9 protein-coding genes and 1 pseudogene are annotated in these 13,016 nt (G+C 73.7%); 5 read left to right on the forward strand and 5 right to left on the reverse strand.

The window, feature by feature from the left end; genetic code table 11:
* Nucleotides 1-7: 7 nt before the first annotated feature.
* Nucleotides 8-1,240 (reverse strand): hypothetical protein, encoded by a 1,233-nt coding sequence (locus SPRI_RS20950; RefSeq protein WP_050791543.1) that lies wholly within the window; start codon nt 1,238-1,240, stop codon nt 8-10.
* The gene (locus SPRI_RS20955; protein ID WP_063805355.1) at nt 1,237-4,890 is read right to left on the reverse strand and encodes a tetratricopeptide repeat protein; all 3,654 of its coding nucleotides are present in this window, start codon (nt 4,888-4,890) and stop codon (nt 1,237-1,239) included. The genes SPRI_RS20950 and SPRI_RS20955 overlap by 4 nt, the downstream gene beginning before the upstream one ends.
* 36 nt (nt 4,891-4,926) lie before the next feature.
* On the opposite strand from SPRI_RS20955, the gene SPRI_RS20960 reads away from it, so the two are divergent.
* The gene (locus SPRI_RS20960; RefSeq protein ID WP_005316109.1) at nt 4,927-5,232 is read left to right on the forward strand and encodes a trypco2 family protein; all 306 of its coding nucleotides are present in this window, start codon (nt 4,927-4,929) and stop codon (nt 5,230-5,232) included.
* 63 nt (nt 5,233-5,295) lie between these two features.
* On the opposite strand, the gene SPRI_RS20965 is transcribed toward SPRI_RS20960, so the two are convergent.
* The gene (locus SPRI_RS20965) at nt 5,296-6,285 is read right to left on the reverse strand and encodes an ArsR/SmtB family transcription factor (RefSeq protein WP_005316112.1); all 990 of its coding nucleotides are present in this window, start codon (nt 6,283-6,285) and stop codon (nt 5,296-5,298) included.
* A 55-nt stretch (nt 6,286-6,340) separates the two neighbouring features.
* Between SPRI_RS20965 and SPRI_RS20970 the strand changes: the two genes are divergently transcribed.
* Nucleotides 6,341-7,810, forward strand: a complete 1,470-nt coding sequence (locus SPRI_RS20970) for an MFS transporter (protein ID WP_005316115.1) — start codon at nt 6,341-6,343, stop codon at nt 7,808-7,810.
* A gap of 150 nt (nt 7,811-7,960) precedes the next feature.
* Nucleotides 7,961-9,724 carry an FG-GAP repeat domain-containing protein gene (locus SPRI_RS20975; protein ID WP_005316117.1) on the forward strand — a complete coding sequence of 588 codons (1,764 nt, stop codon included), beginning with the start codon at nt 7,961-7,963 and terminating at the stop codon, nt 9,722-9,724.
* Nucleotides 9,725-9,803: 79 nt separating this feature from the next.
* On the opposite strand, the pseudogene SPRI_RS20980 reads toward SPRI_RS20975, so the two are convergent.
* Nucleotides 9,804-11,034, reverse strand: a pseudogene (locus SPRI_RS20980) (maleylpyruvate isomerase N-terminal domain-containing protein).
* The gene (locus tag SPRI_RS20985; protein ID WP_005316123.1) at nt 11,031-11,612 is read right to left on the reverse strand and encodes a sigma-70 family RNA polymerase sigma factor; all 582 of its coding nucleotides are present in this window, start codon (nt 11,610-11,612) and stop codon (nt 11,031-11,033) included. Before SPRI_RS20985 ends, SPRI_RS20980 begins: the two are co-directional and overlap by 4 nt.
* A gap of 288 nt (nt 11,613-11,900) precedes the next feature.
* On the opposite strand from SPRI_RS20985, the gene SPRI_RS20990 reads away from it, so the two are divergent.
* Nucleotides 11,901-12,275 (forward strand): STAS domain-containing protein, encoded by a 375-nt coding sequence (locus SPRI_RS20990; protein ID WP_037776654.1) that lies wholly within the window; start codon nt 11,901-11,903, stop codon nt 12,273-12,275.
* A 190-nt stretch (nt 12,276-12,465) separates the two neighbouring features.
* A complete protein-coding gene (locus SPRI_RS20995; protein WP_005316128.1) occupies nt 12,466-12,981 on the forward strand; it encodes an EF-hand domain-containing protein in 516 nt (171 codons plus the stop codon).
* Nucleotides 12,982-13,016: the final 35 nt, after the last annotated feature.

Below are 13,016 nucleotides of genomic sequence, written 5' to 3' on the forward strand. Positions count from 1 at the left end.
GAGTTCCTCACGCGTCGGTGTACGTCCGTCGTGTGCGGGCCGCCGGGTACGGCCTGCCGTAGAGATAGAGCGTGACGCCGCAGGCGACCGCCCCGAGCCCCGCGGCCGGCACGGTGATCCCCGCCGTGAGCGACCAGCCGTCCGGGTCCGCCACGCTCATCCGCGTGTGGGCCGCGTCCGCCGCCCGCTCGATCGCCCGCGGGGCGCCCTCGTCCGCTTCCAGGTCCGCCAGCCCGGCGACCGCCGCGTGCACGTCCTGCTGGGCGCCGTGCTCCTGGGCCCCGCCGAACGCCAGCAGCAGCGGCGTCACCAGCACCGGCAGCGCGCCCGCCGCCAACTGGAGGCTGACCAGCCGCAGGCGGTCCCGCAGGAAGACCGCCGTGCCGACGGTCAGGAAGCCGAACAGCGCGGTCGTCAGCACGGCCGCTCCGGCGGCCGTCAGCGTCAGCGGGCTCCACGCGGCGAGGTCGCCGCTCTCCTGCCGCAGCAGGCTCTCCATCTCCTCGATCCGGTCCAGCACGGTCGTCGGGTCCTGGCCCTCCGCGGGGTCCGTGTCCGGGCTGCCGAGCAGGCCCGCCGCGTACTCGACACCGGCGGTGCGCAGCAGCTTGCTCGACCGGTTGCGGTCCGCCCAGGCGATCTTGTCGCCGTAGGCGACGACCAGCCCGGACACCACCCGCAGCTCCTGTTCCTGTCCCCGGCTCAGGGCACCGGTCTGGGCCACCCGGTTCAGGCTCTGCGACGCCTCCGTCAGCCGCGAACGGTACGTCTCGCCGAGCTCGACCCGACCGGCCTGCCGGGCCTCGAGCAACCGCAGCTCGGCCTGCTTCCCCGCCAGGACCAGGGACGTACGGGCCTGTGCCAGCCCTTCCAGCGCCGGCACCGACCGGTGCCTCAACCGGTCGGAGCGACCGTGCACATCGCTGTAGGCGGCGGCGCACAGCGCGAGAGCGACGAGCGCCAGGGCGGGCAGCACCAGCATCCGGCGCCGCAGGAACGCGGCCGTCGCCCGCCGTCCCCCGGGGCCCCGCCCGGTGGCCCGCGCCCACACCCCGGGCCCGAGCACCCGCCAGACCTTGACCCATGGGGCGGGCCCCGGTCCCGGCGGCCGCCGCACCGCTTCGACGGGGCGGCGCCACAGCGCGGCCACGCTCCGCCGTGCGGACGGCCGCACCTCTGTTCCGCCGGCCTTCTCCTCGGCGGCGTCCGCCGGCGGGCCGGTGTACGGACGCGTGGTCATGAACGGCCCCCGGGGGTCAGGCGGCGCAGCCAGGGGCCGCGGTCGTGGTGGCGGGCGTGGCGCAGGCCGAGCGGGCGGGTGCTGTACGCGTTGTCGAGGAGCGCCTCCGCCAGCGCGGCGCCCGCCGCGGTGTCCGTGTCCGGTACCTGCTTCGCCAGCCGGCGGTAGCTCGCCGACAACCGCTCGCGCAGCTCCCGTTCGGTCCGCGGGAGCGGGACGGACGCCGGCAGCGCGGCGCGCATCCGCTCGAGCACGCCGGCGCCCTGCGACCGCACCAGCTCGAGCAGTTGCTCGAGCAGCTCCGCCGTGAGCCGCTCCTGCGCCTGCGGGTCGGTGAGCCCCTCGTGGCCCGCGAGCCGGTGCAGGGCGGCGTGGGCGCGCACCGCGGAGGCGACCTGGGGCGTGCCGGCGTGGATGCGCACCATCGCCGTCCGCGCCGCCGTGCGGTGCCGCGAGTCGGGCGGGACGCCGTCGAGGGAGGCCAGCGCGCGGTCGGGGCTGTGCCGGGCGAGGTGGATGCGGGCGAGCCCGAACGCGGCCGCGCCGAGGGCGTGGTTGCGCCGCCACACCGCGTCGTAGAACAGCATGGCCTGCTGCTCGTGCGCCTCACGCGCCGCCGGGGCCTCGGGCGCGTCGGCCCGTTCCCCGGTCCGCCACTCGTCGGCGAGCTTCTCGTGGCAGTAGCCGAGGGCGAGCTTGGGCGCGTACTCGCCGGGGATCGCCGCGTACACGGTGTCGAAGCAGTTCAGCGCCCGGTGCAGCCGGCCGTGGGCCAGCTGGGCCAGACCCTGGTGCCAGTCCAGGCGCCAGTCGTAACGGGCGCGGTCCCCGAGCAGCCGCCCGGCCCTCTCCAGTTCCACCGCGGCGGTCACCAGTTCCTTGTCGCGGCCGTGACGGCGGACGCCTGCCAGCTCCAGATGGAGCCTGCAGCGCAGCAGATGCAGCTCCGGCGACGGCAGCCACTCGTCGCTGAGCTGGAGCAGACCGGCGGGGTCGTCGTAGGAGGTGCGCTGGAGCTCCTTCCAGTTGGGGTCCCGCACATCGGCCTTCGGCACGGGCAGGGCCACCGCGGCCTCCGCCGGCTCCGGCACATGGGCGCCGAGCCGGTCGGCCGTGCCGTCCGCCCGCCAGCGCTCCAGCGGCGGCGGTTTGCCCAGCCGGCCGTCCAGCGCGATCGCGGCCGAGTGGAACAGCGGGGACGGCTCGAACGTCTCCTCGTCCAGCCGCAGCGACCGCAGTTCGCGCAGCACACCCCGCAGCTGGACGGCCATCTCCTGCGCGGAGGCGTAACGCCGCCTCGGATCGGTGGCCGTGGCGCGCGAGAGGGCGCGCCGGAGCGATTCGGTGCCGAGGTCGGACGGCGGTGCCGGGTCCTTGGCGAGCAGTTCACCGAGGACGGCGCCGACGGTGTAGAGGTCGCCCGCGGTGGTCATCCCGCCGTCGGGCCCGCTCTCCGGCGGCCGGTGGCTGACCGGCCCCGGCGCGCCCGGCTCGCGTACGCCCGCGACGTCGATGAGTTTGATGCCGGTGCCGCAGTGCAGGACGTTGGTGAGCGACAGGTCGCCGTAGACCAGCTTCTCCTCCCCGTGGAGGTGGTCGAGGGCCTCCAGCACGAGCAGGCCGTACACGACGATGAACTCCCGTACCCGCGGCCCCGCGAACGGCTCGACGCTCCGGGCGATGCGGGAGCCGACCCAGGACAGCGACGCGCCGTCGGCGAACTCCATCACGATGAACTCGGCAGATGTCCGCTCGTGGCGCGCGTAGTTGACCACCCGGATGACCGAGGGGTGGTTGAGGCTGACGAGCCGCAGCCGCTCCTGGTGGGCCTGGAGCACGGCCGCCGGATCGCCGGGGTCGAGGATGCCCTTGAGGGCGACGGGACGGTTCTCCAGGAGAAGATCGCGCGCGAGGTACACCTTGCCGTGGCTGCCCTGCCCGATGGGCCCCACCACCTCGTACTGCTGGTGCAGCCGCTCGCCGCCCGCGAGGCGGTCCCCGGCCTGCTCGGTGACGAGCGCGTCCGGGTCGCGGACGGCCACGGCCGGCAGATCGGTCAGCCCGTCACCGGGCGGGCCGACGACGAACTCGCGGGGACCCGCCGGTCCGGTGAGCTCCTCCTCGGCCGTCTCCGCGTCGAGCAGCGCGGCCTCGATGTCGACGGCGCAGCGGAACAGGGCGTGCGGCTGTTCGGCGGAGCCGTTCAACGGGCCCGCCGGGCCGAGCTGTTCCAGCATCCGGCGCAGCCGTGGGGCCAGGGCGGCCGGCCGCCGGCCGGACAGCTGCCGCAGCCGCTGCTCGGTCTCCGCGAGCCGGCTCACCCGGGTGCCGAGCCGTTCCGTGCGGCGGGCGGCCCAGTCGGGGCCGAGGAGTTCGTCGCGCACCCGGGCGAGGAGCGGGGAGCGGGGGTCGCTGAAGACGAGCAGGAGCCGGCTCTGGCCGTGGGAGAGGAGCGCGGAGAGGAGCCGCAGCATCTCGTCGTCGGTGGAGGCCGACCGGTCGACGGACAGGAAGGCGGCGATCAGCGGCGGGCTCTCGGCCGCGATCCGTCCGAGCAGGTCCCCGTCCGCGCCGCCCGGCGGACCGTCCGTGGGGGGATCGAGACCGATACGGTCCGCCGCGTCCCTGGCCAGCCCGGCGACGGTGCGGTTCGTGGCGTCGACCGCGATGTCGATGCTGCCCGCCTGCGGCTCACCCGTCACCTGCGCCGGGCCCGTCGCACTGCCCCGGGCGGGCGGTGCCTCCGGAGGGCTCTGCTCACGGTCGGCGAGGGTGAGCACCGATCTGACCGTGTGCAGCACGTCGTGCTCGCCCTCGCCGGCGAACACGGGCTCCACCGGGTCGGTGTCCGGTGCGCCGTCGAGCCAGCGCGTCAGCCGACGGTGCAGCCCCGGCACGCGCCCGGAGGCGGTCCTGTCGTGGGCGACCGCGACATCGTGCGACACGGCCGGCTTGCCGGTGACCGTCAGGCCCAGCCGCTCCAGCGGCAGGTGCTTCAGCACCGTCTCGGTCGGGATCATGTACGCGTGGTCCCGGCGCACCCGCGCCTGCGGCGTGCCGAACTGGTGCGCCACGATGCCGATGACCCGCCGGGAACGGCTGTGCACGACGGCGCATCCGCTGTAACCGCGACGCACCACGTACGGCGCGTTCAGCGCGTCGAGCTGCACCCACTCCGGCGTGGGCGCGGGACCGCCGCGCCCCATCAGCCGGGCGTCCAGATGCTCCCCGCCGGGCAGGTCCTCCGGGTAACCGGTGAAGTGCACCATGTCGCCGCGCGCCGGGATCTGCCGGTGCAGTACGGCGTGCGGGACCGCCGGTTCCTGGTCCAGCTTGAGCAGCGCGAGATCGCCGCCGTACTGGCCCGTCGGCATGACCAGGTACTCCCTCAGCAGCCGGGCCCGCAGGGGCTCCGGGGTGTGTCCGGCCGGGGCGTGGGGTACGTCGACGTAGACCTCCTCCAGCGGGGTGCGGATGCCGGAGGAGTCAGGGCGCATCAGGACGACATGCGCGCAGGTGAGCACCAGGCCGCCGGGCAGCAGCACCCCGGCGCCGAGCGGCCGGCCCGCCCGATCCGGTCCGCGGAGCGGACGTACCCGCCAACTCTCTTCATGTATAGCGGAGTTGGATGTGCGAATCGGCTCGCTCATACTGCCCAACGATAACTACGGTAGAGGGGGGACGCGATGGCTGAGCGTGACGAAACCGCGGTCGTGGGGCTGGCGGAGGTCATCGGACAGGTGCGCGACGAGCTCGAGCGGGCCCAACGTGCCGGTGAGGGACGCGATCTGCGGTTCAGCGTGGAGAACGTGCAACTGGAGTTCGCGGTGCAGGTGCGCCGTGAGGGCAGCGGGCGGGCCGAGCTCCGGATCGGGGTGCTGACGGCCGGCGGCGGCGGCTCCGCGGCGCGCGACACCACGCACACCATCAAGGTGGAGCTGAAGCCGCACGGTCCGGACGGCGACCCGAACATCAGCGTCGGCGGTGAGTGACGCGGGCCGCCGTCCGCGCCGGTGAAGGGCCGGCCTCGGGGTGACGCGGACCGCCCCCCGGGGTCAGCCGGCCACCAGCGACTCGCCCACGCTGGTACGGGCGTAGAGCACCACGCGACCCGTGCGGTGCGCGCTGACCAGACCGGCCGCGCGCATCGCCGTCAGATGCTGTGAGACACCTCCCGCCGACAGGCCGGTGCGGCGGGCCAGGTCGGTCGTCGACGCCGGGGCCGCGAGCTCGGCCAGCAGCAGGGCCCTGCCGCGCCCCAGCACCCCCGCCAGGGCGTCGGAGAGCGGCTGCGCCCGCCCTTCCCACAAGGTGGCGGTGCCCCGGGGCGGGTAGCGCAGGGTGGGCTGCCAGTCCGGGCTGTCCACGTCGGAGAAGATCCGCGGCCCGGCGAACACGGAGGGCACCAGGAGCAGTCCGCGGCCGTCCAGGCGCCGTTCGCCGCGTACACAGCGGTGCATCACCTGCAAGGTGCCCGAGTCCCAGGTGAGCCGCGGATCGAGGTCGTCGAAGAGACGCCGGGCACCGCCTTCGGCGAGACGCTTGGCGCGGTAGAGGATGTCGCCCTCCACCACCGTGAGGATCCGCGGCCAGTACGGGGCCATCGCCACCTCCCAGTAGGCGGCGATCACGTCCGCGAGCCGCCCGAGACCGCGCTCCGGGTCCGCGCGCAGTGCGGCGACCCCCTCCCGCGCGGCGGGTGTCGTCGTACGGATCAGCTCGTGCGGCATGGAACGCAGCGCCGCCAACTCCACGTCCAGCGAGGGCTGCGGTGTCGTGGGCGGCGCCACCAGGAAGCCGGGGACGCCGGCCGGCGGCGGGCCGATCAGACAGGACAGCGGGGTGAGGTCCAGTTTCGCGGCCGCGAGAGCGGGCCGTACCCGCTCCGCCCACGGCCGGTGCACCCCCGGCCCGGTGTCCCTGAGCACCCGCACGCTCGCGACGACCTCCCACAGCGGGGACACGGCGAAACGCGTGCGGGCCACGTCCTCCGCGGAGAAGCCGATCTCCAGTGTCCCGCCCTCCGGGCGGCTCTCCAGCACCATTCGGCCGAGGCTAAATCATTGGAGCGGGACGCGGAGTCCGGGCAGCGTACGGACCATGCCCACCGACAGTCCCTGGCGGTCCCGTGACTTCCGCACGCTCTTCACCGCCACCGCCTTCAGCCAGCTCGGCACCAACATCGGCTACGTCGCCGTCCCCCTGATCGCCGTGTCCGCGCTCGACGCGAGCGCGGGCGAGGTCGGTCTGCTGGCGACGCTGAGCACGGTCGCGTTCCTCCTCATCGGCCTGCCGGCCGGTGCGTGGGTGGACCGGATGCGCCACCGCCGGGTGCTGATCACCGCGGATGTGGTCCGGGCCGGTCTGTTCGCCTCCGTGCCGGCCGCATGGGCGCTGGACGCCCTCACCCTGGAGCAGCTCTACGCGGTCGTCCTGCTGAACGGCTGCGCCACGGTCTTCTTCGACGTCGGCTCGCAGAGCATCCTGCCCCGGCTGGTCGGCCGCGAAGGTCTGGTACGGGCGAACGCGGCCGTGGTGAGCCTCCAGGCAGCGGGCAACGTCGCGGGCCGGGGCGCGGGCGGCGGGATCGTGCAGCTGTTCACCGCACCGGTGGCCGTGATCGGCGTCGGCGTCCTCTACCTGGCCTCGGCCGTCCGTCTCGCACTGCCGGCGGCGGGCCGCGGGCGCCGCTCCCGTCGTGGGGCGGACGGCGTCGTGCCGCCCGGGGCGGACGGCGGCCGCACGGCATCCGGCGGGGGACTGGCGGCGCAGATCGCGGAGGGCCTGCGGCACGTCCTGCGCAACGCCGAGCTCCGCGCGCTCGCCCTCACCGCGTCCCTCACCAACCTCGGCTCCCAGATCGTCAACACGCTGCTGCCGGTCCTCTTCACCCGTGAACTCGGCCTGTCCGCCGGGGCGCTCGGCCTCTACTGGGCGGCGGGCGGCGCCGGCATCCTCCTCGGCGCGCGCTGTGCCCACCCCGTGGCCCGGCGGCTCGGCCACGGCCGCACTCTCGGCGTCGCGGGACTGGTGATGGCGCCGACGGCGCTGCTCGTGCCGCTCATCGATCGCGGCCCCTGGCTGTGGGTCGCCGGGGCCGGATGGATGCTGGTGACGTTCAAGATCGGCGTTGACAACGTCCTCGGGGTGAGCCTGCGTCAACGGCTGACGCCGGACCCGCTGCTCGGCCGCATGAACGCCACCTTCCGCTTCATGCTCACGGGCGCGATCGCCGTCGGCTCGGCCGTGGCCGGCCTGATCGGCGAACTCGCGGGACTGCGCGTCGCGATGTGGGTGGGCGCGGGCTGTCTCACGCTCGCCTTCCTGCCGGTCTTCCTCTCCCCGGTGCGCCACCGACGGGAACTGCCGCAGCCGTGCGGCCCCGAGCGCCCGGCGGCCGGCCCGGCGAAGGAGCGGACCACCGGCGCCCGGAGCTTTCTTCCCGAAGGGTCCGAACGTGCCCCGCGCCGGCGGGGACCCGGAGCCGGAATCACATCGTCCGGTCCCGGGACACCGGTGCCACCAGGGGTTTCCCGCCGCACGCGGCCGGGCGAAGGGGCCGCGAAATGATCGCCGGTCCCGTACATCCTTCGCTCCGCCCCGCGCGTCTGTACCGGTGCCATCTTCCTTGCACAGCTGTCTCCACATCCCCCATGGGCGCGCGCCCCCGCGCAGCGCCGCCGGAGCGGCCGTGCGAGTGACACCCTTCGAGGGGGAACCTTGACTTCCACGGAATCCGGCCGCGCCGCGGCCGGTCCGCGCAGAAGCACCCGCGCCCGCGTCGCCGCCTGCACCGCACTCGCCCTCGCCGCCGGCATGCTGCTGGCGGCCCCGGCGGCACAGGCCGATGAGACCCCGGTGCAGGACCGCACGGCCGTACGTCCGAAGGCCGCCGCCCCGCTGCCGACCTTCGAGCTGCCGCGACCGGCAGGCCACGGCGCGTCCGTCGCCGAGGACGGCGCGCTGCCGGCCAAGCCGCGGAGCGACGTGGACGGCGACGGGCAGTCCGACATGCTCTCCCAGAACGTGGCCGGCCGGGTGCTCGTCGACCCCGTCAACGGCGAGCCCTACGAGTACGGCTTCGAGGACGGCGCCAACGCGTCGCCCGGCGTGTTCTACAAGGACGTCTTCTCCGCGGCCGGCCTCCGTGCGGACTCCACGGTCGTCTTTACGCTGACGCAGACCGGCCGTCTCTCGGCATACACCAACTACGGCACCTACGGGCAGGTGTTCTGGTCCGGCCAGGGCTGGCAGATCTACAACAAGGTTTTCTCGCCCGGTGACCTGAACGGTGACGGTGTCGGCGACGTGCTCGCCCGCACGTTCGCGGGAGAGCTGTACCTGTACCCGGGGACCACCAGCGACATCAGGCCGCTCGCGTCCCGGGTCCTCGTCGGTTCCGGCTGGGCCCAGTACGACCAGCTGGTCGGCATGAACGACGTCGACCACGACGGCATCGCCGACCTTTTCACCCGGAACACCGCCGGTGAGCTGTACTTCTACAGTGGCACCGGCGAAACCACGCGGCCCTTCGCGGCGCGGGTCAAGGCCGGTACCGGCTGGAACATGTTCAACACGCTGTTCAGTCTCGACGATGTCAACAACGACGGCAGCGCCGACCTCTTCGCCCGCACGTACAGTGGCGACCTCTACGACTATTCCTCCACCGGCACCGGCTCGTTCCTGCCGCGGGTGAAGTACGGCAGCAACTGGAACCCGGCCTTTCAGTTCGCCAACGCGGGCAACATCCCCGCTTGGGGCAAGGACGAACTCTTCGGACTCGACGGCAACGGCTCCCTCTTCTACTACTGGGACCTCAACAACGGGCGCTTCGTCCCCCGAGTGAAGATCGGCGACACCGGCGCCTGGAAGGGCGCACGACTCGTCCACGTCTCGTCGCTCGACGACAACGGTTATTCGGAGCTGCTGGAGGTCTACAACGGCACCCTCTACAACCTGAGCCACAAGTCGGACGAGACCCAGGTCATCGGAAGCGGCTGGGGCGTCTACAACACCCTCGTCGGCCCCGGGGACCTCTCGAGTGACGGCAAGGGCGACCTGATCGCCCGCGACGGCTCCGGCGTCCTCTACCTCTACCGGGGCAACGGCAACGGCACGGGCTTCGCCGCCAAGCAGCGGATCGGTTCCGGCTGGGGCCAGTTCAACGCCCTGCTCGGCGCCGGCGACATCTCCGGTGACGGCCGCGCGGACCTGGTCGCGCGCGCCAAGGACGGCAAGCTGTACCTGTACGAGGGCACGGGCGCGGCCGCCGCGCCGTTCAAGGCCAAGAGGCTCATCGGCTCCGGCTGGGGCGCGTACACCAAGCTCGCCGCACCGGGCGACATGACCGGCGACGGCCGCGCCGACATCGTCGCGCGCACCAGTGGCGGCACCCTGTACCGCTACGACTCCGACGGCAAGGGCAACTTCAAGCCCAAGGCGTCGATCGGCACCGGCTGGAACACCTACTCCGGCCTGTACTGACGCATGTCCCGGGGGCGCCCGCGCCGGCGTCCCCGGGTCCGTCCCGCTCGTGACCCGTGGCCGATCCGGCGGCGTGACCCTAGAGCCGGCTCAGGGCCGCCGCCGCGAACAGCACGTCCCGGATGGCCTCCCGGTCGCCGTCCTGGCCCGCGGCGGCCTCCTCCGGGGAGACGTGCCCGGCCACCAGCTTGCAGAACTCGACGCCGTCCAAGGCCACTTGGGCGACCGATTTGTCGGGCGAGCCGACCGCCGCCGGGGAGTCCAGGGCGATGTACCAGCTTCCCCCGCCGGAGCCCTCGACCTCCAGATGGAGCGACCGTCCGGGCGCGCCCGCCGCCACGAGATGTTGCGGTGGTCCCGCGAGCCCCGCACGCCTGCGCTCCGCGAGGGCCGCGGGCAGCAGCCGTGCGGCGAGGTCGATCATCCGGTTGAGGTGGGCGCCGCTCGGCGGCGCGTACGGGTAGTCCACCGCGTCGGCGATGTCGTCCGCGTGGATCCAGCACTCGAAGGCCCGGTCGAGCAGTGCGTCCCGCAGCGGCAGCGCGAAGGACCCGTACGAGACGGACAGTTCGGCGGCGGCGGGACCGGCGAACGACACGGTGCGGACGAGGTCGTGGCTCTGGTCGCGCCACGGTTCGCGGATCGTGCCGGTGGGCGGCAGGGCCGTGGTGTCCCAGAACGCCATGGTGCGGGCGGCCGGCAGCAGCGGCGCGTGCGGGCCCAGCGGGTCGTCGAGCCCCATCGCGCCGGCCACGATGCCGTCGACGGTCATCAGGTGCCCGATCACCCCGGCGACCGTCGTGCGGCGGCTCATCCGGCGTTCGCCCTCGAACCACTTGAGCCGCACCGGCGCGTGCCACTCGGAGTCCCCGATGTCCCGGAGCAGCGCGTCGAGCCTCGCGGTCTCCGCGTCGTACGGGTCGGCCCAGCCGGGCACGGGGATACGGGCGGGCCTGCGGCCCAGGCAGTTCTCCAGCACCCGGAAGCGCAGCAGCGGGTCGAGGTCCAGGTCGCGGTCGGTGTGCAGCAGCCCGACGGCGTCGCGCAGCGTGCGAGGGAGGGGCGGGGGTGCCCCCGGCCGTGGGGCCCGAACCGTCCGCCGTGCCGGGCGCGCCCTCGGGGGCCGGGTCCGAGGCGTCGGAGGCGTCGGCGGGGACGCCGGGAGCCGTCTCCGGGGGGACGGGCCGTGGTCCTGGCCGGTACGCCTCCGGACGGAGGTCGTCCGCCGCGGCGCGCGGGGACGGTATGCGCGGCACGCCCCGCACCTCCTCGCCGTCTCCGTCGCCGCCGCTGTCCCGGGGCCCGCTCACAGCGCCCGTCCGTACCCGGGCGGTGACGAGCCCTCGAGCGAGCGGGTGTGTGCCGTCGCCAGCAGTTGCAGGCCCAGCCTCAGCCGCCGCCGGGCCTCGTCCTCCGTGACGCCGAGGTCGGCGGCGGTCTGGCGGTAGTCCCTGCGCTGGAAGTACGCCAGCTCCAGCGCGGCGCGCAGCGGGGCGGGCATGGACGTCACGATGTAGTCGGCCCTGGCCGCGACGGCGGCCCTGCGCACCTTCTGCTCCAGTTCCTCCGTCGTGCCCCCGCCGCCCTTCGCGAGCGCCGCCGCCTCGGTCTGCCGCAGCCGGTGCACGGCCTGGCTGTTGGTGAGCCGCGCCACCCAGGACCGCATGGAGCCCTGCTTGGGGTCGTAGGCGTCCGGATTTTCCCATATGTACCCGAAGACTTCCCGGGTGACCTGGTCGGCGGCCTCCTCGTCCTCGAGGACGCGATGGGCCTGGCTGTGCACGAGCGCGGCGAACCTGTCGTACAGCTCGCCGAGCGCCGCGGCCTCGCCGCGGGCCAGCCGCTGTTGCATCCTGCGGTCCCAGCGCGGTGGTGCGTCCTTCGCCATACCGCCCCCAAGCTCTGCGCTCGCTCCGTGCCCGTTGCCTCTGCCCTCGTGACTGTTGCTCATTCGAATGTAGTGCGCCGGACGAAATACGCACGAGCCTTTGCGTCAAGTACGCCCCTGCCGCGGTCCGGGATGGTAGGGCCGGGGACGGGGAAGAACTGCCTGGGGGACGAGTGGAAACGCGCTCCGTGACGAATGTCGCGTTTCAGCGACGGGCAGTCGGGCAGCGGCAGTGGAAGGACAGCTTCCGGTCTTCTGTGACCGGCCTGAGGAGGGGTCCAAGACGTGGTGATGCTCAAGGTGGCCGAGTCCCGGCAGGGCTCGTGGACCGTGCTGCACGTACGCGGGGAGCTCGATCTCGTGTCCTCGCCGGTCGTGCGCCAGCGCGTCCACGACGCCGTCGCCGCCGGTCACCACGACGTCGTGCTCGACCTCTCCGAGGTGTTCTTCTGTGATTCCAGCGGTGTCGGCGTGCTGATCGCCGCACGGCGGCTGATGCGTTCGTGCCGGGGCAGACTCCGGCTGATCCTGCCGGCCCGCGGCGCGGAGGACGGATCCCACGTCAACAGAGTGCTGGGAGCCCTCGGTGTGCGCCGCCTCTTCGAGGTCTACGCGGACACCGGCTCGGCGACGGACGACGGGGCGCAGCCGCTGACCGCGTGACGCAGGCCACCGTCGCGGAGCTCACCCGAACCGGCGTAGGCCGCAAGCCCGTACGCGCGCCCCGTGCCCCGTGCGCGCGCCCCTGTACGCCCCATCGCACTCCCGTCACCTGCGCTTTGCCACGGTGTTGCCGCCGCGCAATTGCCCGGGTGCGTACACACCTCCGCCTCCGGGGCTCTACGCTCCCCGCATGGACAGCGCAGAGTACGAGCGGAAGATCGCTTCCCGCTTCGCCGCTTTCGATCAGGACGGCAACGGCTACATCGACCGCGAGGACTTCAGTTCGGCCGCGGCCAAGCTGCTCGCCGAGTTCTCCGTGACCGCCCGGTCCGACAAGGGGCAGGACCTTTACAGCGGTGCGGAGGCGTTCTGGCAGGGCATGGCCGGGATCGCCGACGTGGACGGCGACCAGCGGGTGACCCGCCAGGAGTTCGTGACGAGCGCGGTCAAGAGACTGCGCGACAACCCGAAACGCTTCGGCGAGATCGCCCGTCCCTTCGTGCACGCCGTGATGAGGGTCGCCGACGAGGACGGCCGGGGAGTCACCCCGGCGGCCGTGGAACGCGTGCTCGGCGCGCTCGGCGTCGACGCGGGCATCGCGGCGGCGGCGGGAGCGGCGCTGGACACGGACGGGGACGGCCGGATCGGCGAGGACGACGTGCTGACGGCGTTCGCGGCGTACTACGTCACCCCCGAGCCCAACTGACCCGGCGGCGGCCGCCGCGCGATCCCTTTGCGGCG

The organism is Streptomyces pristinaespiralis (assembly GCF_001278075.1).
Classification (GTDB): domain Bacteria; phylum Actinomycetota; class Actinomycetes; order Streptomycetales; family Streptomycetaceae; genus Streptomyces; species Streptomyces pristinaespiralis.